Annotated in this window: 20 protein-coding genes, 1 tRNA gene and 1 pseudogene; 4 read left to right on the top strand and 18 right to left on the bottom strand. The window is 58.8% G+C overall.

Going from position 1 to position 24,043, the window contains the following annotated elements:
* Positions 1–5: 5 nt before the first annotated feature.
* From ALTERO38_RS09080 to ALTERO38_RS09095, 4 genes are all read right to left on the bottom strand, one after another.
* Positions 6–950, bottom strand: coding sequence for a 1-aminocyclopropane-1-carboxylate deaminase/D-cysteine desulfhydrase (locus tag ALTERO38_RS09080; RefSeq protein WP_159969670.1), 945 nt, complete (start codon positions 948–950; stop codon positions 6–8).
* Between the two features lie 13 nt (positions 951–963).
* Positions 964–2,325 (bottom strand): chromosome partitioning protein ParA, encoded by a 1,362-nt coding sequence (locus ALTERO38_RS09085; RefSeq protein WP_159968175.1) that lies wholly within the window; start codon positions 2,323–2,325, stop codon positions 964–966.
* A 189-nt stretch (positions 2,326–2,514) separates the two neighbouring features.
* The gene (locus ALTERO38_RS09090) at positions 2,515–2,955 is read right to left on the bottom strand and encodes a nuclear transport factor 2 family protein (RefSeq protein ID WP_256663848.1); all 441 of its coding nucleotides are present in this window, start codon (positions 2,953–2,955) and stop codon (positions 2,515–2,517) included.
* A gap of 64 nt (positions 2,956–3,019) precedes the next feature.
* Complete coding sequence (locus ALTERO38_RS09095) at positions 3,020–5,050, bottom strand: NADPH-dependent 2,4-dienoyl-CoA reductase (RefSeq protein ID WP_159968176.1); 2,031 nt, start codon at positions 5,048–5,050, stop codon at positions 3,020–3,022.
* Between the two features lie 216 nt (positions 5,051–5,266).
* Here ALTERO38_RS09095 and ALTERO38_RS09100 point away from each other — a divergent pair, with 216 nt between their 5' ends.
* Positions 5,267–6,277 (top strand): carbon-nitrogen hydrolase, encoded by a 1,011-nt coding sequence (locus ALTERO38_RS09100; protein ID WP_159968177.1) that lies wholly within the window; start codon positions 5,267–5,269, stop codon positions 6,275–6,277.
* A complete protein-coding gene (locus ALTERO38_RS09105; RefSeq protein ID WP_159968178.1) occupies positions 6,274–7,311 on the top strand; it encodes an AraC family transcriptional regulator in 1,038 nt (345 codons plus the stop codon). Before ALTERO38_RS09100 ends, ALTERO38_RS09105 begins: the two co-directional genes overlap by 4 nt.
* 278 nt (positions 7,312–7,589) lie before the next feature.
* On the opposite strand, the gene ALTERO38_RS09110 is transcribed toward ALTERO38_RS09105, so the two are convergent.
* From ALTERO38_RS09110 to ALTERO38_RS09130, 6 genes and pseudogenes are all read right to left on the bottom strand, one after another.
* A complete protein-coding gene (locus ALTERO38_RS09110; RefSeq protein ID WP_102836204.1) occupies positions 7,590–7,748 on the bottom strand; it encodes a DUF2474 domain-containing protein in 159 nt (52 codons plus the stop codon).
* A gap of 23 nt (positions 7,749–7,771) precedes the next feature.
* Positions 7,772–8,779 carry a cytochrome d ubiquinol oxidase subunit II gene (gene cydB / locus ALTERO38_RS09115; protein WP_159968179.1) on the bottom strand — a complete coding sequence of 336 codons (1,008 nt, stop codon included), beginning with the start codon at positions 8,777–8,779 and terminating at the stop codon, positions 7,772–7,774.
* 3 nt (positions 8,780–8,782) lie between these two features.
* The gene (locus tag ALTERO38_RS09120) at positions 8,783–10,222 is read right to left on the bottom strand and encodes a cytochrome ubiquinol oxidase subunit I (protein WP_159968180.1); all 1,440 of its coding nucleotides are present in this window, start codon (positions 10,220–10,222) and stop codon (positions 8,783–8,785) included.
* 262 nt (positions 10,223–10,484) lie between these two features.
* Positions 10,485–11,600 carry a methyl-accepting chemotaxis protein gene (locus tag ALTERO38_RS09125; RefSeq protein WP_372239410.1) on the bottom strand — a complete coding sequence of 372 codons (1,116 nt, stop codon included), beginning with the start codon at positions 11,598–11,600 and terminating at the stop codon, positions 10,485–10,487.
* A gap of 12 nt (positions 11,601–11,612) precedes the next feature.
* Positions 11,613–12,122, bottom strand: a pseudogene (locus tag ALTERO38_RS21780) (MCP four helix bundle domain-containing protein); the annotation flags it as partial.
* A gap of 382 nt (positions 12,123–12,504) precedes the next feature.
* Positions 12,505–12,581 (bottom strand) — tRNA-Asp (locus ALTERO38_RS09130).
* 342 nt (positions 12,582–12,923) lie between these two features.
* Here ALTERO38_RS09130 and ALTERO38_RS09135 point away from each other — a divergent pair.
* Both ALTERO38_RS09135 and gspD read left to right on the top strand, forming a co-directional pair.
* Positions 12,924–13,559 (top strand): type II secretion system protein N, encoded by a 636-nt coding sequence (locus tag ALTERO38_RS09135; RefSeq protein WP_159968181.1) that lies wholly within the window; start codon positions 12,924–12,926, stop codon positions 13,557–13,559.
* A gap of 3 nt (positions 13,560–13,562) precedes the next feature.
* On the top strand, positions 13,563–15,833 hold the full coding sequence (gene gspD, locus ALTERO38_RS09140) for a type II secretion system secretin GspD (RefSeq protein WP_159968182.1): 2,271 nt from the start codon (positions 13,563–13,565) through the stop codon (positions 15,831–15,833).
* Between the two features lie 90 nt (positions 15,834–15,923).
* On the opposite strand, the gene ALTERO38_RS09145 is transcribed toward gspD, so the two are convergent.
* The 8 genes from ALTERO38_RS09145 to truA form a co-directional block, all read right to left on the bottom strand.
* Positions 15,924–17,135, bottom strand: coding sequence for an O-succinylhomoserine sulfhydrylase (locus ALTERO38_RS09145; protein ID WP_159968183.1), 1,212 nt, complete (start codon positions 17,133–17,135; stop codon positions 15,924–15,926).
* Between the two features lie 44 nt (positions 17,136–17,179).
* Positions 17,180–18,685 (bottom strand): amidophosphoribosyltransferase, encoded by a 1,506-nt coding sequence (purF, locus tag ALTERO38_RS09150; protein WP_148926229.1) that lies wholly within the window; start codon positions 18,683–18,685, stop codon positions 17,180–17,182.
* Between the two features lie 84 nt (positions 18,686–18,769).
* On the bottom strand, positions 18,770–19,282 hold the full coding sequence (locus ALTERO38_RS09155; protein ID WP_159968184.1) for a CvpA family protein: 513 nt from the start codon (positions 19,280–19,282) through the stop codon (positions 18,770–18,772).
* A 114-nt stretch (positions 19,283–19,396) separates the two neighbouring features.
* Positions 19,397–20,026 (bottom strand): SPOR domain-containing protein, encoded by a 630-nt coding sequence (locus tag ALTERO38_RS09160; protein ID WP_159968185.1) that lies wholly within the window; start codon positions 20,024–20,026, stop codon positions 19,397–19,399.
* Positions 20,010–21,314, bottom strand: coding sequence for a bifunctional tetrahydrofolate synthase/dihydrofolate synthase (folC, locus tag ALTERO38_RS09165; protein WP_159968186.1), 1,305 nt, complete (start codon positions 21,312–21,314; stop codon positions 20,010–20,012). The genes ALTERO38_RS09160 and folC overlap by 17 nt, the downstream gene beginning before the upstream one ends.
* Entirely contained in the window at positions 21,311–22,204 is an 894-nt protein-coding gene (accD, locus tag ALTERO38_RS09170) for an acetyl-CoA carboxylase, carboxyltransferase subunit beta (protein WP_159968187.1), read from the bottom strand. The genes folC and accD overlap by 4 nt, the downstream gene beginning before the upstream one ends.
* Before the next feature lie 224 nt (positions 22,205–22,428).
* Positions 22,429–23,052 (bottom strand): phosphoribosylanthranilate isomerase, encoded by a 624-nt coding sequence (locus tag ALTERO38_RS09175; RefSeq protein ID WP_159968188.1) that lies wholly within the window; start codon positions 23,050–23,052, stop codon positions 22,429–22,431.
* Positions 23,053–23,176: 124 nt separating this feature from the next.
* On the bottom strand, positions 23,177–24,043 hold the full coding sequence (truA, locus tag ALTERO38_RS09180; RefSeq protein ID WP_159968189.1) for a tRNA pseudouridine(38-40) synthase TruA: 867 nt from the start codon (positions 24,041–24,043) through the stop codon (positions 23,177–23,179).

The raw sequence follows: 24,043 nt of genomic DNA on the forward strand, positions 1-24,043 counted from the left end.
AGAGGTCAGCGCAGCAGCTCTTCCAGTTGCGCCTTGGCAGCTCTCCTGCCCTGCAGGCCACCGGTGTGCACGAAGATGAGCCGCGTACCAGCGGCAAAATAACCGCCCTGTACACTAAGGCGCAATGCCATCATCGCCTTGGCCGTGTAAACAGGCTCCAGCGGCACCCCTGCCATCGCTTCGGTCTCCCGCAGGAACCGAGCCAGCGGCTCGTCGAATCGACCGAAGCCACCGCGGCAGGCATCAATCAGCTGATACCCAGAATCGGCTGTGCCGGCGTCATGCAGCAATCGACTCACCTCGTCCGCTACACCGTGCGAAGGCGGGCCTGCCAGGGCTCCATGGACCGTTCTCCTGCGCTGCTGCGCCTCACCGACCACCAACCCGGCCAAGGTGGTACCGGTGCCCGCGGCAAGCCACCAGCCTTCGTAATCCGCCCAGCCGAGGGCGGCCAGGCGAGTTTGCACGTGACCGACCAACGGAGCGCAACCCAGCGCACCAGCAAGCCCGCCGCCACCTTCAGGCACGCTGTAGTAGTCGGGATATCGATCGCGCCAGGTATCGAAGAAATCCGCCCGGTGCCGATCGCGATAACCGCCATAACCCAGCCAGTGCAACTGCATGCCGAAGCGCTGCAAGTCTTCGACAGTCGCTGTTTGCTGCGGATGGCCGCGCAGCAGCCCAACGCTGCCCAGGCCGTGACGCTTGGCCGCCGCCGCCAGCGCATGCAAGTGATTGGAATGAGGACCGCCAACGCTGATCAGCCCTGACGCGCCGCCGGCCTGTGCCGCAGCGAGGTGGTGGACGAGCTTGAACCATTTGTTGCCGGACAGCTCGGGGTCGATCAGATCCAGGCGCAGCATGGCAACCTGAACATTGGCTGCGTGCAGCCAAGGCAAATCAAGCCGCTGCAGCGGTATCGAGGCCAGACAGGGGATGGACACAGAAATGATAGCGACCCTGTCAGCTACCGGTACGCAGGCGATCCTGAGACCGGTGCCTGGCGCAACAGTTGGACTCGCCAATCACGAAGCGTGCGGGTGAATCGACCTTATCCAACGGCATGTTGCAGCGCTCGCCCGTCGAGAGACTGGCCACACAGGTTGGTTGCTGATAATGCTGAACCCACTTGCCGTATTGCTCCTCGGACACACCGCACTTGGCGGCGGCATAGGCCAGCGGATTCTCCTGATAACCCGCCATGTCCTGCAGAGCGATGGTCAGATGCCCGGCGCCTGGATGATAAGCCATGAATATCACGCCGAGCCGGGAAAGACGTTCAAGCACCCGGTCACCAGTCTGCTCGGTCAGCACCCCGACCTGCTTCTGCAGCGCTTCGATCTCATCCTGAAGCTGCGCATCCAGTTCGTTGCGATAAGCCAGCTCGACGTCCCGGATAGCAACCTGTTCCTTGTATTCGGCCACCGCTGCGGCGACTTGCACCTGCACCTCGGTGCTGAAGCGCGCCCGGGCAGCGTCAGCTTCGTCGCGACTGTTGTGCTCAACCGCACGCAACTGCCGGCTCATCTCTTCGCGGGTCTTCTGGAAGCCCTCGGCCTGCTCTGCGAGCTGCGCGCGAAGTTTCACTGTCTGCTGCTCCTGCTCAAGCAACTCGCCACGCAATCGAGCCAGTTCGTTCTGCAGCGTTGCTTGCTGTTGAGCGGCCAGCTCTCGAAGTTTGCTGATGTCGGCCTCACGCAACTGTTCCAGGCTGGCAATGCGCAAACGCTGCTGCTTGATCAACTGCGCAGCCTTGAGTCGTTGTTCCTTTTCAAACTGCTCGGCGCGGCGAGTGGCGACCTGCTTGGCCGCGTCCGGCGCGTACCAGGTATCTTCGGCCACCATTTGCAGGCGCTCGGCGGGCACGGTTTGCGATGTCTCCTCTTCGACCAGCAGCCCCAACTGGTTGCGCTTGATGCGATCACGCAACATGACGAAGTGATTCTTGCCAGGCGTCAAGTCCGGGTCCCATAAGTGCATCTGGTGCCAGGACACCGGGCACTGGCTACGACAGGCCAGGCGAATCGGCCCGGCGCCGAGGTCCGGCCCGCGCCCGGTGCGTTCGGCAAGGCTGCGCAGCGGAATATTCCAGCCACTGTCGGCTGATCCGTCCTCGTCGAAATCGAGATAGAAGAAAACCGCCGCGCGAATCTGTAGCCGAGGGTTGATCAGCACATACGCGACCCGCATCTGCTGATCGGCAAATTCCCGCATGCTCACCACCCCATCGAGCATGGCCTCGAACTCGGGGTAGAGCATTTCCTTGCAGACGCCGCCATCATTGAAGAACAGTACGGCCTCGACCGTCTGCGGTTTGATCTGCATGCTCGGCTTCCTCAACAACTTGAAACGGCCCGCGGGAATCCGCGCTGCGGGTTCGTGGCGCCCCGCTAGCCCATGGTTGGCGCAAAGTGTAGGGGAAAAAGCGAAACCGGCAATGTGACTGGGTTGGCAGCGACTTCGGCACCAGGAGCACCTGTCGAAACGCCACCGACAAAGTGTGAACGGGTCGGACTAAGCCTGTCGGCCTTTCAGTGCCGCGAGCTGAGGTGCCAGGCGCCGGCCCATCTCCTCGCCGAGCGCCTGCAGTCCGCTCATCGGCCGAACCATCACTTCGAAATCGGTGATCAGCCCTGCTTCATCGAAGCGAATCATGTCGATGCCCTTGAGTTGACGGTCACCGACGCGCGCACTGAACTCCAGCACGACATCTGCCCCATCGGTGCTCGCCAACTCGCGGTGGTAGGCAAAATCTTCGAACACCGTCACCACTGTATTGAGAATCAGATTGACCGCTGCCGCGCTTTCGTAAGGCACGAAGGCCATCGGCGAGCGGAACACCGCCTGCGGATGCAAGAGCTCCGGAAGCCGGCTCAGATCTCCTGCTGCAATCATCTGATGCCACCGTTTCAAGGTTTCGCCAGCGGGCGGTTGTAGCGCAAGGGATGTACTCACATCGTCGCTCCTATACGAAAAAGTCCCGCCAAACAGACTGTGTGAGAAGCGGGACTTGTCTGGATCAGACTTCAGCGGCCAACCGTGAACCCTGGTTGATGGCGCGCTTGGCATCGAGTTCTGCGGCGACATCGGCTCCGCCGATCAGGTGAACCTGACGCCCGGCCGCCTCGAGTTCGGCCTGCAATTCACGCAATGGGTCCTGGCCGGCGCAGACAATGACCGTATCAACCGGAAGCACCTGCGGCTCGCCATCGGCCACACGGATGTGCAGGCCTTTATCGTCCACCGCCAGGTATTCAACGGCGCTGATCATCTGCACGTGCTTGTTCTTCAGCCCCGTGCGGTGAATCCAACCGGTTGTCTTGCCCAGGCCGTTGCCCACTTTGGACTTCTTGCGCTGCAGGAGATAGACCTGCCGTGCCGGCGCATGCGGCTCCGGCTGAACGCCGGCAACCCCACCCCGAGCTTCCAGCGCGAGATCGATACCCCACTCGCGCCAGAATGCCTCTCTGTCGAGGCTGGTCGATAGGCCGTTGTGTGTGATGAATTCCGACACGTCGAAGCCGATCCCACCGGCCCCGATCACTGCCACATGCTGCCCAACGGGCTTGCGTTGCAGGATCGCGTCTATGTAGCTGATCACCATTGGATGATCGATACCTGGGATATCCGGTGTGCGCGGCGCGATACCGGTTGCCAAAATGATCTCATCGAAGCCGCCCGCCAGCAGGTCAGCCGCACTGACGCGGGTGTTCAGGCGGACATCAACGCCAGTGCTCTGCAGCTTGCTCTTGAAGTAGCGCAGGGTTTCGAAGAACTCTTCCTTGCCCGGCACACGCTTGGCGATATTGAACTGACCGCCAATCTCACTCGACGAGTCAAACAGCGTCACCTGATGGCCACGCTCCGCTGCTACGGTAGCAGCCGCCAAGCCAGCCGGGCCCGCACCCACCACCGCTATTTTCTTTATCGTGGTGGTGGGGATGTAATTCAGCTCGGTCTCGTAGCACGCCCGTGGATTGACCAGGCAGGTGGTCAGCTTGCCGCTGAACGTATGGTCCAGACAGGCCTGGTTGCAGCCGATACAGGTATTGATAGTCTCGCTGCGGTCCGCGGCCGCCTTGTTGACGAAATCAGGATCAGCAAGGAACGGACGCGCCATGGACACCATGTCTGCATCACCTTCTGCCAGGACCTGCTCGGCGACTTCCGGCGTGTTGATGCGGTTGGTAGTGACCAGCGGAATGCCGACCTGGCCGCGCAGTTTCGCCGTTACCTTGGTAAAAGCCGCGCGCGGCACCTTGGTGGCAATCGTCGGAATACGAGCCTCGTGCCAGCCAATTCCGGTGTTGATCAAGGTGGCACCGGCTTGCTCAATGGCCTTTGCCAGCATCAGTACCTCGTCCCAGGTGCTGCCGCCTTCCATCAGATCGAGCATCGAGAGGCGATAAATAATGATGAATTCGGAACCAACCGCTTCGCGTACGCGACGGACGATTTCAACCGGTAGACGCATACGGTTTTCGTAGCTGCCGCCCCACCGGTCGGTGCGGTGGTTGGTGTGGGCTACCAGGAACTGGTTAATGAAGTAGCCTTCCGACCCCATGATTTCGATGCCGTCGTAGCCAGCCTCCTGAGCCAGACTTGCGCAGTTGACGAAGTCACGGATCTGTTTTTCGATGCCCTCTTCGTCCAGCTCGCGTGGCGTAAAGGGGTTGATCGGCGCCTGGATGGCGCTAGGTCCTACCAGCTGAGGGCTGTAGGCATACCGCCCGGCGTGGAGAATCTGCATACAGATCTTGCCCCCTGCCTCGTGCACCGCCTGGGTGACCACCTTGTGCTCTTCTGCTTCCTCTTGAGTCGACAACTTGGCTGCTCCAGCGCGTACCGAACCTTCCTCGTTCGGCCCGACCCCACCGGTGACGATCAGGCCAACACCTCCACGGGCCCGCTCGGCGAAAAAGGCGGCCATGCGCTCGAAACCGTTGGGCATCTCTTCCAGGCCGGTGTGCATCGAGCCCATCAGTGTTCGGTTGCGCAGCGTGGTAAAACCAAGGTCCAGCGGAGCCAGTAGATGCGGAAAAGCAGTCATGTTCGTTCCTCGATCAGGCGGCACAGCCAGTGCCAGTAATACTTCGGTCGGTCGCCACGCCTCTGTTGGGCGCAGTCGCAATGCCGTGACGATAAACAGCACCTGCCGCGCGCTCAATGACCGAAAATTACAACTATCTGACTGAAACGCGCAAAACGCTTGGCAAACGGCAGCACGATGCCTAGGCTCTGCGCAACACCTTCGGTTCTGTATCCCATGCGCACCTATAGCAAGTTGCTCGGCGTCGCCGTTGTCGCCCTGGCGGCGCTCATCATCTATCTCGACTGGACCCGTGATCGTCGCAGTGGGGCTCTGCTGTCCGATCTCCGGATCTTGCCAATCGAGAGTCAGGGCCAGCCGAGTGAGACCGGCAACCTGCTCGGTATCGAGACCCGGCTGATGCCGGCGGACTACCAGAGCCGCGAACGATTGCGGTTGAAGTTCGCCACCTACCTGGACCAGGCGCGAGCAGCCGGACTGCTGAATGCCCGAACCGTTGCAGTTCTGCCCGAGCATGTCGGCACCGGCTTGTTCGCCCTCGGCGAGAAGCCTGAAGTCCAGCAGGCCCGTACGCTACGCAACGCCATGCAATGGATGGCGCTGAGCAATCCATGGGACTACCTGCGGGCGTTGCTGGATAACGAAGGGGATGATCGCCGCACCGAAGCGGTAATGAAGCTCAAGGCACGGAAAATGGCCGATGATTATCAGGAAATTTTTGGAGGTCTGGCGAAAGCGTATGGCGTGACGCTCGTCGCCGGCTCGATCGTGCTGCCTGAACCCTATCTGGACGAGGGTCGACTGCGAAGCGGTAGCGGGCCGCTTCGGCAGGTCAGTCTAACGTTTATGCCAGACGGCAATGTGCTGGGCCCGCTGCAGTACAAGAAGCATCTGAGCCGTTACGAGCGCCGTTACAGCGAAGCGCCTGAGGACCGGGCACCATCGGTGCTCCAGACACCAGCTGGGCGTTTGATCGTGCTGCTCGGCTGTGACGGCTATACACGACACATCTCCGAAGAAGCCGAGCTGCTGGCGGTGCCGGGTGCGCGTGACGAACCGCTGAACACCTGCGGCGCGAACCTGAGCACAACGGCAACATTGGCACGGATGGAGGTGCAGACACTCGGACTACCCTGGAATCTCGTGGGTTCACCTCGCAGACCGACAAGACACCTTCACGGCGAGCCGGTGCGATTGAACAACCTGTGGCTGCCAAGTCGACCATGAATCATCAACGGGTTCGCCTCGGTGATCTTTCGGTCGGCTTCGTGCACAGCCTGGTCAGCGCCTTGCAGGAACAACAGATCGACCCACAACCGCTGCTGGACGCGTACGGTCTCGACCATGCGCGGCTGTCGGAGCCGCGAGCGCGACTGTCGATCCCCCGCTACATGCGGCTGGGTCATGCGGCCATGCAGCTGGTGGGAGATCCTGGGCTTGGGATCGAAATGGGGCGGCTACGCAAGGCCGGTCACCTCGGACTCGTCGGGGTGACCTCGGCCCAAGCCCCTACGGTGCGCGAAGCTGCACGTGCGCTGATTCGCTACGAGCCGCTCTATGCGAGCAACTACCGAGGCGCCTCAGGATTTCATGAGGATGCGACCGGCGCCTGGCTCAGGTTCTATTCGATCAGCCCATACAACTGCTACAACCAGTTTGTCGTAGACACAGTATTGGCGAGCTGGGTTACGCAACTTGGTGCGGTCGCGGGCCAACCGCTCACTTCGGTTGCGGTACAGATCGAATTTCAGCGCCCCAACTACGCCGCGCGTTACGAAACGTTTTTTGGAAAACCCGTCGAGTTCGCATCGGAGCACAATCAGCTGCGGTTGGATCAGGCGACGCTGGCGCTCCGTAACCCGGAACACTGCCCGGGCACCTGGCGCCAGCTTCTTGAGCTTTGCGAAGCTGAACTGGAGCTCCGCACCCGCACCCGCAGCCTCCGCGAGCGCGTGGCTGAGCTGCTCGGGCCAATGCTCAAGGGCCAGGAACCTGATCTGCAGCAGGTCGCAGGACGGTTGCAACTGCCGCCCTGGACGCTGCGCAGAAAGTTGGATGAAGAAGGCACCAGCTACCGAGCGATTCTCAACGACACTCGGCGAGATCTCGCCATGGCTTACATCCGCGACACCGAATCGGCGTTCGGCGAGATCGCCTGGTTACTCGGGTTTTCTTCGGCGGAAGCCTTTCAGCGGGCGTTCAAACGTTGGAGCGGACAGACGCCGGGAGAATATCGGCGCGCACAACGGCGCGCCGAGTGATCCGTCAAAGCTCGAACGCGTCGTCAGCAGGCTCTGGCCCATCCTGCTCAGATGCATGCCATTCGAGTATTTCGTCTTGATAGTCGTCCATAGAAACGATCCTCTTCTCAGGTTTGCCTAGTTCTGCTTTTCAAAGTCCATGCCAGCGAAACTAACCTGCATACATGACGGAAACATGAAGCACTTCACAGCGCGGATGACCATTAAATAGCCTCAGCAGGCTGTAGCCACAACGCGCCATATCGCCGCACGTTCGCTCAAAGGCTCTAGCTCGGTGATCAGGGCGAGGTCAAGCCCGCTGCAGTCATCGCCTGTCGGATCAGCCAGGCCACTACTCCCAGGGCGAGTACGCTTGCTGACCAGATCAGAACCAACCAGGTCATGCGCTTCCACAGCGGCTTGGGCTCGGCTGCACCGCTTTCGTGCTTGTTTTGCATATATCGCTCCGTGACGGCCCGTTTCAGTGATAGCCGTCTTCTGCACTGACCTTTCCGCGAAACACGTAATAGCTCCAGGCGGTGTACATGAGGATCAGCGGAATGATCAGCAGCGCCCCAACCAAAGTGAACCCCTGGCTCTGGGGTGGCGCAGCGGCTTCCCAGATGGTGACGGATGGCGGAATGATATTTGGCCAGAGGCTGATCCCGAGTCCGCTGTAACCCAGGAAGATCAGCGCCAGGGTAAACAGGAACGGAGAATAATGGGCGTAACGCTTGATTGATCGCAGCAGCCCGAAGGTGCACGCCAGCACGAGAATCGGCACCGGTAGGAACAGGATCAGATTCGGCATGCTGAACCAGCGCTCCGCGATGTCCGGATGGGTCAGCGGCGTCCAGATACTGACGATGCCAGTAACGGCCAGCACCGCCCAGACCAGCGGAATACCGATGTCATGCATGCGTTTCTGCAGGTCACCGGCGGTTTTCATGATCAGCCAGGTGCAGCCAAGCAAGGCATACGCCACGATTAGGGCCAGACCGCAGAACACCGAGAACGGCGTCAGCCAGTCCAGTGGGCCACCGGCATAAGCGCGATCAGCCACAGGGAAGCCATGGATGAAGGCCCCAAGTGCGACCCCCTGGAAGAAGGTTGCGGCCAGCGAGCCACCAACAAAGGCCTTGTCCCACACGTGCTGCCGGGCCGCGCTGGCCTTGAAGCGAAACTCGAACGCCACACCACGAAAGATCAACCCCATCAGCATGAAGATGATCGGCAGGTACAGCGCCGAAAGCACAACCGAATAAGCCAGCGGGAACGCGGCGAACAGTCCGGCCCCACCTAGGACGAGCCAGGTCTCGTTGCCGTCCCAGATCGGCGCCACGGTATTCATCGCGACATCACGCTCGGAGGTATCGGCCAGAAACGGAAAGAGGATGCCAATACCCAGATCGAACCCATCCATCACCACGTACATCATGATGCCGAAGATGATGATGACGGCCCAGATCAGCGAAAGATCAATTCCCATAACTCAGTTCCTCTCGCCCAGTTGGTCACCATGATCGTGAGGGATCGCCTCGTCTGCTGCGGACAGTGGCCGCATCGGCGTGCGCTTCTCGCCCGGCCCACCGGCGCCCTTCTCGTTGCCTTCATTGATGATCGGCCCTTTGCCGATCAGACGAAGGACGTAGACGAAACCAATGCCGAATACCGCGAAGTAGATCAGGACGAACATCGCCAGGGTCAGCCCCAGCTGCCCGGCGCTATGGTTGGATACCGCATCGGCAGTCCGCATGATTCCGTACACCACCCAGGGCTGCCGCCCAACCTCGGTGGTAAACCAACCGGCGAGAATCGCGAGAATCCCCGACGGGCCCATCAACAATGCGAGACGCAAGAATGGCTTGGAGTGAAACAGTCTGCCGCCGCGACGCAGCCACAGACTCCAGAAACCGGTGAAGATCATCAGCAGCCCCAACGCAACCATGATCCGGAAGGTCCAGAAGACAATGGTTGAATTGGGCCGGTCCTCCTTGGGGAAGTCCTTCAGCGCCGGGATCTGCTCGGTCAGGCTGTGCTTGAGAATCAGACTGCCCAAATAAGGAATTTCGACCTTGTAGCGCGTTTCTTCCCGCTCCATGTCCGGCCAGCCAAACAACAGTAGCGGCGTCGGCTCACCTGAAGCGTTATCCCAGTGGCCCTCCATCGCGGCGATCTTGGCGGGCTGATACTCCAGGGTGTTGAGACCATGGAAATCCCCCACCACCGCCTGGATTGGCGCAACGATCAGCGCCATCCACATTGCCATGGAAAGCATCTTGCGCACTGCGGGGTTGTCGTTGCCGCGCAGCAGGTGCCATGCGGCAGAGGCGCCTACCATGAACGCCGTCGCTAGAAACGCCGCGATCGCCATGTGGGTCAGACGGTAAGGAAACGACGGGTTGAAGACGATGGCAAACCAGTCCACTGGAATCACGATGCCATCGATGATCTCGTGACCCTGTGGGGTATGCATCCAGCTGTTGGATGCCAGGATCCAGAAGGTTGAAATCAAGGTGCCGACTGCGACCATCAATGTCGAAAAGAAATGCAGCCCGGCGCCAACGCGGTTCCAGCCAAACAACATGACGCCGAGGAAACCCGCCTCCAGGAAGAATGCGGTAAGCACCTCATAAGCCAGCAACGGCCCCGTGACGCTCCCAGCAAACTCGGAATAGGCGCTCCAGTTCGTGCCGAACTGGTACGCCATGACGATGCCAGAGACCACTCCCATACCGAAGTTGACGGCAAAAATCTTCAGCCAGAAATGGTAGAGATCTCGATAGACCTGGCGCTTCGTTTTCAGCCACAGACCTTCCAGCACCGCCAGGAAACTCGCCAAACCAATGGTGATCGCCGGAAAGATGATGTGGAACGAAATCGTGAAAGCAAACTGGATTCGCGCAAGCTCAAGCGCTTCCAAACCGAACATTAACCACCCCTCGTCAGTAAGCCACCAGCCCCTGGCTTGTTAGTCAAAGCACGCATTACTGACAGCATTAAACCGCAAGGGTGCGTCGATTACCCCGTTACAGGTTGACGCAGGTCAAGGTAAACGCTTGAAGGTTGTGGTCAGGCCAACCTCTGGCACGTTGCTGTCCTGCATGTGCAGCAACTACCACGCCGTTGTTGGCAGCCCATTGAGAATCGCAAAGAAAGCATGGCGTGCATCAGCAAGGCATCACCACGCAGCATCAGCCTCGGAAGTAACCCACCTTGCGATTCAACTCCTGAGCGAGCGTCGTCAGGTCTCGACTCGAGGCGGCTACTTGATTGGAGGCAGCAGAACTGGCGACGGCCGAATCATGGATGCGCGTGACGCTCTGGTTCACCTCCTCGGCCACCGCACTCTGCTCTTCCGAGGCCGTTGCGATCTGAGCATTCATTTCGTTGATCGAGCCGACCTCTTGGCGAATCTTCGACAGCGCCCCCTCCGCCTCGTGAGTTTGCTCGACCGTCTGTTGCGCCATTCGCCTACTGGCCTGCATCACCTCTGTCGCCTTGCCTGCTCCAGCCTGCAAGGACTCGATCATTTCACTGATCTCACTCGATGACTGCTGGGTGCGGTTGGCCAGCGACCTCACCTCGTCGGCCACGACCGCGAATCCTCGGCCGTGCTCCCCGGCACGCGCCGCCTCGATGGCAGCATTCAGGGCCAAAAGGTTGGTCTGCTCTGCAATGGCGGTGATGACCTGAAGAATTTTTTCGATGCTGCCGCTTTGCTCGGAAACCTGGGTAACCGTTTCGGTGGCCTCCTCAAGCACCTTGGCCAGATTGTGGATCGATATCGCCGTTTCGCCCACCACACGGGTACCGGTCTCGACTTGCTCGTCGGCACTTTTGGCTGCAGACGCGGCGCGGGCAGCAAAGTTGGCGACTTCACTGACGGTCGCTGCCATCTGATTAATGGCGGTCGCCACCTGCTCGGCCTCGGCGGACTGCTGCTGGATCTGCTGATTGCTGTTGGACGATGAGGTCAGCAGTTCTCCTGACGCCACGCCAAGCCCGTCTGCAGCCGCACGAACTTCGGCGATGATGCCGGTCAATCGGCTGGCCATTTTTGCAGTCGCACCCATAACGCTGTCCGGATAGCGGGTGAGGATCACCTGGCCGAGGTCGCCATCGGCAAGGTTGCCGATTACGCGGGCCACTTCATCTGGCTCTGCGCCGAGGGTTGATCGCAACTTGCGGATGATCAGCACTGCGATCGCCGTGCCCAACAAAATCGCTATGCCGGTGACAGTGACGATGAGCATGAGAAAGCCGCTAGCCGTATCACGTACTACGGTCACCTGCTGATTTATGGACATCTCCTGATGATCGATAAAGGCGTTGATCAGGCGCAGCCATTCGTCATAGCCACCTGCGACGTTTTCCAGGAGAAAGGCGTAGGCCCGTTCCGAGCCTTGAGCGAACCGCATGTCGATAACTTGCCTGGTCAGCTCATTGGTCTTCACTTCTACCGCTTCGATCTGTCCCATCAGTTGAAGCTCGATAGGGTCAGCGGTGCGCTGGGCCAACATTGCCTTCATCGGACCGGCCGAGTCGGCATACATTTTTGCAAGCCGGTCGATTTCAGCTACCCGATTACGCGCAAAATTCGGGTCAGCCGCGCTTACCGCGTCGCGTACGGCAATCGCCCGGTCGTGAACGCTACCGCGGAAATTGATCGCGTAGCGCTGCTTCAAACCTGCCTGAGAACTGATGCTCTTCATGGTCTGATCAATGGTGTCGACCTTGAACGCACTGATCATTGCAACAACCGCCATCAACGCGAGTACGACGAAAAAACCGAGACCGAGGCGCCTGGACACTGACATATGCTTGTTCATGATGAGTCTCTGTACGGGAGCTGCTAGGCAGCTAGCGATAAAGGTCGTTACGGCGCGCCACCAGAAACTGTGAGCCGGCCATATCCTGTACAAGACAATGGCACATTGACATATATTTGTACAAGTATTTCGCGATTATCGTCAGTAACAAGTGGTTATTCGGATGAAAAACCCTCCGGAAGAGCGAAAAAACCTTCACCGCGCACGTTGGATGTACAAGTTTGAGAATTTAGCTTGATACACAGGCGTGCAGATCCAGACCAGACGCATCGGCGTGGATGGGGCCGATTGATGAGATCGAAACCAGCATGAGGAAGGTAGAAACGAAAAAAGCGGCCTTAAGGCCGCTTTTCGCGTGGCTTCCGCAAATGGGAAGCAGATATGGCGCAGCGGACGGGACTCGAACCCGCGACCCCCGGCGTGACAGGCCGGTATTCTAACCGACTGAACTACCGCTGCGCGTCGGCCGGACTTTCGTCCGATTCGCAAAGCTTCAATTCTCAACCGTTGTGACTAGTGGCTGATCGCCCTGCGAGGCGCGCAATTTACGCACCCCCCCTCACCAAGTCAACACTGTGCCGCGATTATTTATAAAAAAATAACGGCGAACCCAAATGGTTGCTGTAATTGACCGGCCGTTGGGCACCTTTTGCCTGAAAAACAGTCAGTTGCACTGGCATACTCAGGTGCTTGTTTGTCATGGTCTGGGTCTACACTGCCAGCCAAGCCCGCCGCTTGCAGCTTCCGCGATCGAACAAGCGGTCACCGTCATCAATCACTTGGTTTCATGGAGCGCCTAGCTTGGCTTCCCCCGCAGCACTGCAGAAAGTTCGCCAGTATGCGCCCCTGGTCGTTAGCGCAGTGGTCGTCGTGCTATTCGGCCTCTATCTGGCTGGCCAGATCATGACCTGGCTCAAACTGACTCAAACGCCGCCTGCCGCTATGCTGGACGATCGCCAAGTTACCGGGGCAGCACCTGATCTTGAGCGAATGGAGCAGCTATTTGGATCTCCTCCTTCAACCGGCCAGAGCTATAGGCCCGGCGAATCGAGTTCTAATCTAACCTTGCTAGGCAGCTTCGTTCATGCGGACCCGGCTCGGTCGACCGCAATCATTCAGCTGAGCAGCCAACCGCCGCAGCTTTACCGGATTGACCAGGAACTTGAATCGGGGGTGCGCCTGTACAGCGTTCACCCAGACAGGGTCGAAGTGAAGCGTGGTGATCGTATCGAGAGCTTGTTTTTCCCAAGCGTTCGCTCCCCCACGGCCGCGCTCGATAGCCTGCCCGACTATAGTGAGCCAGCGGAGGAGGAAATACTCGATCCGCAAGCCGAGATGCTTCAACAGCAGATGGAAGCACTCCGGCAACAGATGGAAGGGACTACAAGCCCGCCAGAAACCATGCCCTCCGACGAACAGACCACGGAAGACAACTGACCGATGCTGCCATTTTCCTCCCGCCCGCTCATTGCTTTGCTCGCCGCCGGTCTGCTTGCCGCTTCCCTGCCTCTGTACGCCGCCGACCCAGGAATCGAGCCGAGCGAGACCCAACAGGACGGCTGGACGATCAACCTCAAGGATGCGGATATCCGAGCCTTTATCGATCAGATAAGCCAGCTGACCGGGCAGACCTTTATTGTCGATCCTCGCGTAAAGGGACAGGTGAGCGTCGTGTCGTCAACGACCCTTTCCCTTGAAGAAATCTACCAGCTCTTCCTGTCAGTCATGGCCACCCACGGCTTCAGCGTGCTCACCCAGGGTGAAGTCGCTCGAATCGTGCCCAATGCTGAAGCCAAGTCGGAGGCTGGCGGAGGACCGACCGGTGGAGATCTGCTGGAGACTCGCGTCATCCAGGTCCAGCACACCTCGGCCACTGAATTGATTCCATTGATCCGTCCCCTGGTGCCGCAATACGGGCATCTTGCGGCCGTCAGCTCGGCCAACGCGCTGATCATCAGCGACCGCAGCGCCAACATCGCGCGCATCGAAGACCTGGTACGACAGCTCGACAAAGCCCAAAACGACGATTACTCGGTGGTGAATCTGCAATACGGCTGGGCTGTGGACATCGCTGAGGTGCTGCGTAATACCTTGGCACGCGGAGAAGCCAAAGACACTGCCGGTGCGCAGATCATTGCCGATTCGCGCACTAACCGTCTGATCTTTACCGGACCAGAACTGGCCCGCCAGAAGTTGGCCAGCCTGGCCAATACACTCGATTCACCCAGCACGCGCTCAGCCAATACCCGAGTGATTCGCCTGCGCCACAATGACGCCAAATCGCTCGCCGAGACGCTCGGAGACATTTCCGAAGGGCTTGCCACACCTGGAGATGGCGAAGCCCAGGGTGGTCGCCAGCAGAACATACTCATTCGCGCCGACGAGAGCCTCAACGCTCTGGTCATGCTGGCCGAACCGGAACTGATCTCGACGCTCGAATCGATAGTTCGCCAACTCGATGTGCCCCGGGCTCAGGTGATGGTAGAAGCAGCCATCGTCGAAGTATCCGGTGACATCACTGACGCACTTGGCGTGCAGTGGGCCGTGGATGCGCGAGGTGGCACTGGCGGAGTCGGTGGTGTCAGCTTCGGTAACACGGGCCTTTCCATCGGCAGCGTGCTCAACGCCATCAATGACAATGAGATCCCAAGCAATCTGCCCGACGGCGCCATCATCGGTGTTGGCACGCGTAGCTTTGGTGCACTGATTACCGCACTGTCTGCCAACAGCAAGAGCAATCTGCTCTCGACCCCGAGCCTGCTAACGCTAGACAATCAGGAAGCCGAGATTCTGGTGGGGCAGAACGTGCCGTTCCAGACCGGCACCTACACAACCGACGCGTCTGGTGCGAACAACCCGTTTACCACGATCGAGCGAGAGGATATCGGCGTCACACTCAAGGTGGTCCCGCATATCAACGAGGGCGCCACGCTGCGCCTGGAGATCGAGCAGGAGATTTCTTCGATCGCACCGTCCGCAAGCCTTTCGGCGCAGGCCGTGGATCTGGTGACCAACAAGCGATCAATCAAGAGCACCATCCTCGCCGAAGACGGCCAAGTCATCGTACTGGGTGGTTTGATTCAGGACGACGTGACTCGTACCGATTCCAAGGTGCCGCTGCTCGGCGATATCCCACTGCTGGGAGCGTTGTTCCGCTCCACCCAGGAAAGTCATATCAAACGCAACTTGATGGTGTTTCTGCGGCCGACAGTGATTCGCGACCGTGCTGGCCTGGCCGCGCTGTCCGGCAAAAAGTACAGCGACATCCGAGTCATCGAAACCAGTCCAGGCAGCCCGAGTATCCTGCCAGCCACGCCTGAAGGCCTGTTCGATGGGCAGGGACAGCCGGCCCCGGCAATCGACCTGCGCTCCAACGAACCCCGCCAACGCAGCCGTATGCCCGCTACACCGGCAACGCAACGCGCGCCACAGAGCTTCACCGCACAACCGCAGCCTCCGGCTCAAGCGCCGGTTCGCTCAGGCTGGGCAGTGCAGCTGGCGAGCCTGCAAAATGGCGACAGTGCCCGGGGGCTGGCGAACAAGCTTCGCGAGGAAGGATTTGAGGCCTACCTGCGCGTCAGCGGGCGCACGCACCGGGTCTTCGTGGGCCCGATAGACAGTCGGCAGGAAGCCAGTCGGATTCGGGACCAACTGGAGATCGAACAGCGGCTTGATGGTTTTGTGGTGAATTTCGAGCCGATGAAGAACTGAACCACTGACACTCGACACTGACAGGTTGCGTCGGCGTCCAGCCAGTAAAAAAAAGCCCCGCCTAAGCGGGGCTTTTTTTACTGTATCGATCTAAAGCGCAGCCAATCCTCGTGCGAGATCAGCTTGCAGGTCAGACACGTCCTCAAGCCCCACAGCTACCCGAATCAAGCTATCACGGATCCCTGCTTTGGCTCGGTCTTCGGCAGATAGACGCCCATGGGTGGTGGATCCGGGATGGGTGATGGTGGTTTTGCTATCACCCAGATTCGCCGTGATTGAGATCAAGCGAGTGGCATCGATGAAACGCCAGGCGCCCTCTTTGCCGCCAGCCACCTCGAAGCTCAAGACCGCACCAAAGTCTTTCTGCTGACGCTTGGCCAGTTCGTATTGAGGATGGCTAGGCAACCCTGCGTAATAAACTTTCTCGACGCCCGGCTGTTGCTCTAGCCACTCCGCCAATGCGCGCGCACTGGCACAGTGTGCTTGCATACGCAGGCGCAGCGTTTCCAGGCCTTTGAGAAAGACCCAGGCGTTGAACGGACTCAACGTCGGTCCTGCTGTGCGCAGAAATCCCACCACTTCCTTCATTTGTTCGGCACGACCAGCAACCACACCGCCAAGACAGCGGCCTTGGCCATCGATGTATTTGGTGGCGGAATGAATGACAATATCGGCACCAAGTGCCAGCGGCTGCTGCAGGACAGGTGTGCAGAAGCAATTGTCCACCGCGAGCATGGCACCATTGTTATGACACAGCGCAGCCAGCTCGGCAATATCAACCAACTCGGCCAGCGGGTTGGAGGGGGACTCGACGAAAACCAACCTGGTGTTGGGCTTGAATGCGGGCGCCCAGTCTGCAAGATCGGTAAGCGGTACGTAATCGACCTGCAGCCCGAAACGCTTGAGGTATTTCTCGAACAACGAAACGGTAGCTCCGAAAACGCTGCGCGATACCAGCACGTGGTCGCCAGCGGAGCACAGGCTCATCACCATGGCCAGGATTGCGGACATCCCCGACGCGGTCGCTACGGCCTGCTCAGCGCCTTCCATGGCGGCAATACGCTCTTCGAATGCTCGCACGGTGGGGTTGGTATAGCGTGAATAGACATTCCCTGGCGTCTCACCGGCAAAACGCGACGCAGCGTCAGCCGCACTTCGGAACACATAGCTGGACGTGAGGAATAACCCTTCGCCATGCTCCCCCTCAGGCGAGCGGCGCTGGCCCGCTCGAACAGCCAGCGTATCCATGCTCACACCGGACAAATCACTGTCCAGACGGCCTGCGTCCCAGTCGGTTGTCATAGTCATTTCCACCCTGGACCGTGGCGGCAAAGCCGCCGGGTCGATCAGTTGTTATACAGGTCGATAATGGCGCTGCCGGCGACGCCCTTGCTTTTGCTCAGGTCATTGCGGGCCTGCTCGATCTTGTGCAGATAAACGTCATCGATATCGCCGGTCACGTACTTACCGTCAAACACTGCGCAATCGAAGTTCTCAATCTTTACCTTACCGCCGCCAACAGCCTCGATCAGGTCTTGTAGGTCCTGATAGACGAGCCAGTCGGCACCAATAAGTTCGGCGACCTCTTCGGTGCTGCGATTGTGCGCGATGAGCTCGTGTGCACTGGGCATGTCGATGCCATAAACGTTCGGATATCGAACGGCTGGCGCTGCAGAACAGAAATAGACGTTTTTAGCCCCGGCTTCGCGAGCCATCTGGATGATTTGCTTGCAGGTCGTACCGCGGACAATGGAGTCATCCACAAGCATCACATTTTTGCCGCGAAACTCGAGGTCGATGGCATTGAGCTTCTGACGTACCGACTTCTTGCGCGCGGCCTGACCGGGCATGATGAAGGTCCGACCGATATAACGATTTTTCACAAATCCTTCGCGAAACTTTACGCCAAGCCGGTTCGCCAGTTCCAATGCAGCCGTGCGGCTGGTGTCGGGAATCGGGATGACCACGTCGATGTCATGTTCGGGACGCTCCCGAAGAATCTTGTCAGCCAGTTTCTCACCCATGCGCAGGCGCGCCTTGTATACCGACACGCCGTCCATCAGCGAATCCGAACGCGCCAGATAGACATGTTCGAAGATGCAGGGGGCGTAGTGCGGGTTAGGCGCACACTGACGAGTGTGCAACTTGCCATCAGCCGTGATGTAGACGGCTTCGCCTGGGGCTAGATCGCGAATCAGCGAAAAGCCCAGTACATCCAGCGCGACGCTCTCAGACGCGATCATGTACTCCACACCCTGATCGGTGTGACGCTGGCCGAACACAATTGGCCGTATTGCATGCGGATCGCGGAAGCCAACAATGCCATAGCCGGTGACCATAGCTACTACGGCATAGCCGCCCACACAACGTTCATGCACCTTTGCAACGGCGGCAAAGACATCCTCCTCGGTGGGCTGCAACTTGCCCCGCACTGCCAGCTCATGGGCGAAAACATTGAGCAGCACTTCCGAGTCTGAGTTGGTGTTCACATGGCGCAGGTCGGACTCGTATATTTCCTTGGTCAACTGGTCGACATTGGTCAGGTTGCCGTTGTGCGCCAGCGTGATGCCATAAGGGGAGTTCACATAAAATGGCTGCGCCTCTGCCGAGCTCGAGCTGCCCGCCGTGGGATAACGCACATGACCGATACCCATGTTGCCTACCAGCCGCTGCATGTGACGCTGCTGGAAGACGTCCCGTACCAGCCCGTTGTCCTTGCGTAGAAACAGCTTGCCGCTGTCACTGGTCACGATTCCGGCGGCGTCCTGCCCACGATGTTGCAGTACGGTAAGCGCGTCATACAACGCCTGGTTGACGTTCGACTTACCGACAATGCCGACAATGCCACACATGCAAGGAACCTCTCAGTTGTTACAGGCTGATCCGGACATAGCACTGGCTTGAGCCTTGGCACGTCCTTCTAATGAGTGCTCGCCTCAGCTTGAAGCATCGAGCGAACCGGCCACCCACTGACTTCCAAACCCGAGAATCAGGTTCTTCGACCAGTCAGCAACCAACAGAAAATGCGGTAACAGTGTCGACTCTCGCCACCAGGGATCTTGCTGGACAGGGGCGAGGCTGAGCAGGCCAACCAATACCACGACCAACAGCCCCCCTCGTGCGGCGCCGAACACCATGCCAAGGAAACGATCAGTACCGGAAAGGCCAGTAACCCGCACCAGTTCTCCGATGAGGAAGTTGACCAGTGCCCCGACTAACAAAGTCAGGACGAACAGAATTAGGCACGCCGCAATGACCTGAAAGGAAGGTGTGCTGATGAACTCCGCGAGGTAGTGCGAAAGCGCGCCACCAAACATCCAGGCAACAACCCCGGCGATGATCCAGGTGAGCAGTGAAAGCGCCTCCTTAACGAAGCCTCGTTTCAAACTGATCAAGCTGGAAATGACCACAACGGCGATAAACGCCCAATCGACCCAGGTGAATGCCACAGGGTTTCCTGCAAAGGAGAAAGGCGGCGTATTTTAGCAGAGCGCCCGCTTGGGAGTAAGCACCGTGGAGGCGCCCTCCCGACTGGCGTTAAAAGGGGTGGAGCACCATCAAAATCAGCGTTGCTCTGGTTTGAAACGTACTACGAATCCGTCAAGTTTATGCTGTCGTTGCAATTGATCACGCAAGCGATTGGCCTCCGCCCGCTCCACCAACGGCCCCACGAATACTCGATTCATCCCGTCCGCAGTGCGTATATAGGCGTTATAACCTTGAGACCGCAGAGTTTTCTGCAACTTCTCGGCGTTCTCGCGACTGGAAAGGCTGGCCAGCTGAACCGACCAACTAACCGGCAGGTTGGCAGTATCCAGCCGCTGCTCTTCCGCATTTTCCGGCATGAGCGGTGGGGCTGTGGTGACTGCCTGCTCGGAAGCTTCCGGAGCAGGCTGTGCCTCCGCTGGAACTGGATCGATCGGATTAGCGGGAATACTGGATTCGGCGACAGAGTCTTCTTCGATAATCTCGTAATCTTCAGGGATGGCTTCGACCGCTGGCTCAGGGACCTCTACAGGCTGGGTCTCAATAATCGGCGCAGCAGGTGTTTCTGGCATTGCCGGAGCATCAACAGCGATCTGCTGGTCGGCATCATCTCGATTGAAAAGCATCGGTACGAATATTACCGCCAGCGCAACAAGCACCAACGCGCCGACAATACGCTGCAACAATCTTCTATCTACCAAGAGCATGCCCTCCGCTCGATGCGAGCTGATCTAGCCAAGCCAGCGCCTCAGCCACACAGTAAAATGATCCAAACACTACTATCTCGTCACCCTTGCGCGCCTGCTCACACTGCTGCTGGAGCGCCTCGGGTATTCCAGAGCAGATAGTGACGGCCTCGCCTCGCTCCATCAATGCCGATCTCAACTCGTGTACCGTTCGCGACCGAGGGGTTCCCAAGGGCGCCACCGCCCAGGAGTCGAAAACGGTCTTCAGCGCATCGATGACACCCAAAAGATCCTTGTCAGCCAAAAGGCCGAAGACGGCAAGGCGGCGACCGGACGCCGATTTCTGAAGCAGTTGACCTGCCAAATAGTCAGCAGCGTGCGGGTTATGCCCAACATCAAGCATGATCGTCAGCTCAACACCGCGCCAGCAGACAGTGCGCTGATCCAGGCGACCGGTAACGCGAGTGCCTTGCAATGCCTCGACGAGCTGCTCCGGCTGCCATGACGATTCAAGCAATGCAAAGGCCTGCAACGCTAACGCAGCGTTATCCAGTGGCAGGGAGAGCATCGGTAGATCTAGCAGCTCCAGGCTACGTCCATCGGCGGTTTTGCCACGCCAATGCCAACGGCCCGCCTCCTTGCTCAGATCGAAATCGCGCCCTCGGACCAATAGAGGCACAGCGGAACGGGACGCGCTTTCCAACAAGGATTCTGGCGGATCAAAGTCGCCACATACGGCGGGCTTTGCAGGGCGAAATATACCGGCTTTTTCAAAGCCCACGCTTTCGCGGGTAGTCCCAAGCCATTCGGCATGGTCCAAACCGATATTGGTAACCACCGCCACGTCCGCATCGACTAGGTTAACTGCATCGAGACGCCCGCCTAGCCCGACTTCAAGGACCACAGCATCAAGTGCTTCGCGCTCAAAGAGCCAAAAAGCAGCCAACGTACCCATTTCGAAATAGGTGAGGGAAACAGAGCCTCTCGCTTGCTCCACTGCCTCGAATGCTTCGCATAAGGCCTCGTCTGTCGCATCGGCATCGTTGACACGAACCCGTTCGTTGTAGCGCAACAGATGCGGTGAGCTGTAAACACCCACCGTCTTACCCTGCCCTGCCAGCATTCGCGCTATGAAGGCGCACGTGGATCCCTTGCCATTGGTACCTGTTACGGTGACGACCTGGCGAGCCGGACGTGTCAGTCCTAGCCTTGCGGCGACTTCGCGGCACCGCTCAAGGCCCATATCAATAGCAACAGGATGAAGCTGCTCAAGATACTCGAGCCAGCCTCCCAGGCTGCGCCCGGTCATGCGTCAGCCGTAACCAACGCGGGTTCGCCCGGAGTAGGCAACTGCTGAAGCTGGGCCAACAGACGCGATAGACGAGCGCGCAACTCGGAACGAGGGACTATCAAGTCGATCGCACCATGATCAAGCAAGAACTCACTGCGCTGGAAACCTTCAGGCAGTTTCTCACGCACGGTCTGCTCGATAACGCGCGGACCGGCGAAACCAATCAGCGCCTTAGGCTCTGCGACAATGACGTCTCCCAGCATGGCGAGACTTGCCGATACCCCCCCATAAACCGGGTCGGTAAGAACGGAGATGAAGGGCAACCCCTCCTCGCGCATACGTGCCAGCACTGCAGATGTCTTGGCCATCTGCATCAGCGAAATCAGCGCCTCTTGCATCCGAGCACCGCCGGACGCTGCAAAGCAGACCAGCGGGCACCGTTGCTCAAGCGCAGCGTTCGCAGCACGCACAAAACGCTCCCCAACGATAGCCCCCATAGAACCGCCCATGAACGAAAACTCGAATGCACAGGCCACAACCGGCATATGCATCAAGGTGCCACTCATTGCGATCAGGGCGTCTTTTTCCCCGGTCTGCTTCTGCGCAGCGGAGAGCCGGTCCTTATATTTCTTACTATCCCGGAATTTCAGTCGGTCGACTGGCTCGAGGTCTGCAGCGATCTCTTCACGGCCTTCCTTATCGAGGAATATATCCAGGCGAGTTCGCGCGTCGATCCGCATGTGATGCTGGCACTTCGGACAAACATCCAGGGTTTTTTCCAGCTCCGGGCGATAGAGAACCGCCTCACAGGACGGGCATTTATGCCAAAGCCCCTCGGGTACTGAACTTTTCTGCGTTTCCGAGCGCATGATCGAGGGGATCAGCTTATCTACCAGCCAGTTGCTCATGCTTTTTGTTCTCCACAGTTTCTCGGTCCCGCGCGTAGCGACTGCACGCACCGGCAAAATTCACGTTTGCGACCAGTGTCCAACCGGAGTCACTGCGTCGCGTCGGCACTATTCACAAAACGCTGTCACTGACGATTGCCCCTAACCCCACCAATGGCAGCTCATCATTGATGGGCCTGGACAATTCAGCGAATGGTAACTGGACGGCAAGCAACCTCCGTTCGTCACATCGACGCCCTTACCAACCGAACGAACTCCCTCACACTCGCGGCATCTTTGATGCCCTTGCTAAGTTCCACTCCCCCACTCACATCCACGGCGAACGGCCGCACCTCAGCTACGGCCTGCTGGACGTTTTCGCAAGTCAGCCCGCCGGCAAGTATCAAAGGCTTAGGGAGGTCAGCGGGTATGAGCGACCAGTCGAAAATCTCGCCAGTCCCCCCAGGAACGCCAGCAACAAAAGTGTCGAGCAGAATGGCGCTGGCACCAGCATAGCGTGCAGCCTGCCGCTGAACGTCCTCGCCCGTCTGGACGCGGAGCGCCTTGTACCAGGGTCGACAGAAACCTTCGCAGTCGGCGGGGCTTTCATCACCGTGAAACTGAAGCATATCCAACGGTACGGCATCGAGCGTTGCGCTGATCTCGCTACGCGATGCATTGACGAACAAGCCGACGGTTGTGACGAAGGGTGGCAGAGCAGCAACAATATTCCAGGCTTGCTGCACACTCACTGCCCGCGGACTCTTGGGGTAGAACACCAGACCGATTGCGTCCGCCCCGGCTTCAGCCGCAAGAAGCGCATCCTCGACGCGGGTAATTCCACAGATCTTGCTACGAACGATAGGCAACGGCGGGCACCTGCAAGAGAAGACCCCGGATGGTAACAAAAGCACGAGAGGCTGCAACCTGCATCACCCGCCCCCCTAACATCCTGCATCGCCAAGGCCCGTTCGAATTTAGCCTTTTGCTTCATCACTGGAGCGCGCGAACATCCGGCAGCCCTGACAGGAAGTGTGGCCCCAAAAAGCGTTCTGGTAACTGGAACTGCTCTGGATAATCCACTTGAACGAGATACAACCCGTACGGATGGGCCGTCACTCCACCAGTACGCCTCACCCGCGACTCCAGTACCTCCCTAGCCCATGGCACAGGCCGCTCGCCGGAGCCAATTGTCATGAGAACGCCGGCAAAGTTACGCACCATATGGTGCAGAAAGGCATTGGCCCGAACATCGATGACGATAAGCCTGCCGTGTTCGAGTAACTCAAGGTGATGGATCGTTTTGATCGGCGATTTTGCCTGACATTGGCGAGCACGGAAGGCACTGAAGTCATGAGTTCCAACGAACGCTTTAGCTGCCTCACGCATGCGTGCGATGTCTAGAGGGCGGTGATTCCAGGTTACCTCTTCGGCCAGATGGGCAGGTCGTATGTGGTCGTTGTAGATCACGTATCGGTAACGACGAGCCATGGCGCTGAAACGCGCATCGAAGCTGTTCGGCATCTCCTTGGCCCAGGTCACGCTTATATCACTGGGCAGGTTCTGGTTTGCACCCATGACCCAGGCGTGCATGGACCGCTTCACTGGCGTATCGAAATGCACGACTTGGGCGCACGCGTGAACGAGCGCATCGGTACGCCCAGCGCAACTTAACGTCACCGAGTGACCGCCAGCAACCTTGCTCAAGGCGTTTTCCAACGAAAGCTGAATGGACGGTACGCCGTCACGCTGTCGTTGGAAGCCCCGATAACGGGCGCCTTTGTACTCGACGCCGAGGGCAATTCTGAAAACGTCAGCGGCAGCCGAATCGGCTGCCACTGGGCGTACTGCTTCAATCAT

Origin of the sequence: Pseudomonas sp. 9Ag (assembly GCF_902506445.1) — a bacterium.
In the GTDB taxonomy this organism is placed as follows: Bacteria; Pseudomonadota; Gammaproteobacteria; order Pseudomonadales; family Pseudomonadaceae; genus Stutzerimonas; species Stutzerimonas stutzeri_AB.

Excerpts from the sequence above, each read along its gene's own strand:
- ALTERO38_RS09085 (WP_159968175.1), bottom strand. The coding sequence starts at position 2,325 with ATGCAGATCAAACCGCAGACGGTCGAGGCCGTACTGTTCTTCAATGAT.
- ALTERO38_RS09095 (WP_159968176.1), bottom strand. The coding sequence starts at position 5,050 with ATGACTGCTTTTCCGCATCTACTGGCTCCGCTGGACCTTGGTTTTACC.
- ALTERO38_RS09100 (WP_159968177.1), top strand. The coding sequence starts at position 5,267 with ATGCGCACCTATAGCAAGTTGCTCGGCGTCGCCGTTGTCGCCCTGGCG.
- ALTERO38_RS09105 (WP_159968178.1), top strand. The coding sequence starts at position 6,274 with ATGAATCATCAACGGGTTCGCCTCGGTGATCTTTCGGTCGGCTTCGTG.
- ALTERO38_RS09110 (WP_102836204.1), bottom strand. The coding sequence starts at position 7,748 with ATGCAAAACAAGCACGAAAGCGGTGCAGCCGAGCCCAAGCCGCTGTGG.
- cydB (WP_159968179.1), bottom strand. The coding sequence starts at position 8,779 with ATGGGAATTGATCTTTCGCTGATCTGGGCCGTCATCATCATCTTCGGC.
- ALTERO38_RS09120 (WP_159968180.1), bottom strand. The coding sequence starts at position 10,222 with ATGTTCGGTTTGGAAGCGCTTGAGCTTGCGCGAATCCAGTTTGCTTTC.
- ALTERO38_RS09125 (WP_372239410.1), bottom strand. The coding sequence starts at position 11,600 with ATGTCCATAAATCAGCAGGTGACCGTAGTACGTGATACGGCTAGCGGC.
- gspD (WP_159968182.1), top strand. The coding sequence starts at position 13,563 with ATGCTGCCATTTTCCTCCCGCCCGCTCATTGCTTTGCTCGCCGCCGGT.
- ALTERO38_RS09145 (WP_159968183.1), bottom strand. The coding sequence starts at position 17,135 with ATGACAACCGACTGGGACGCAGGCCGTCTGGACAGTGATTTGTCCGGT.
- purF (WP_148926229.1), bottom strand. The coding sequence starts at position 18,685 with ATGTGTGGCATTGTCGGCATTGTCGGTAAGTCGAACGTCAACCAGGCG.
- ALTERO38_RS09160 (WP_159968185.1), bottom strand. The coding sequence starts at position 20,026 with ATGCTCTTGGTAGATAGAAGATTGTTGCAGCGTATTGTCGGCGCGTTG.
- folC (WP_159968186.1), bottom strand. The coding sequence starts at position 21,314 with ATGACCGGGCGCAGCCTGGGAGGCTGGCTCGAGTATCTTGAGCAGCTT.
- accD (WP_159968187.1), bottom strand. The coding sequence starts at position 22,204 with ATGAGCAACTGGCTGGTAGATAAGCTGATCCCCTCGATCATGCGCTCG.
- truA (WP_159968189.1), bottom strand. The coding sequence starts at position 24,043 with ATGATTGAAGCAGTACGCCCAGTGGCAGCCGATTCGGCTGCCGCTGAC.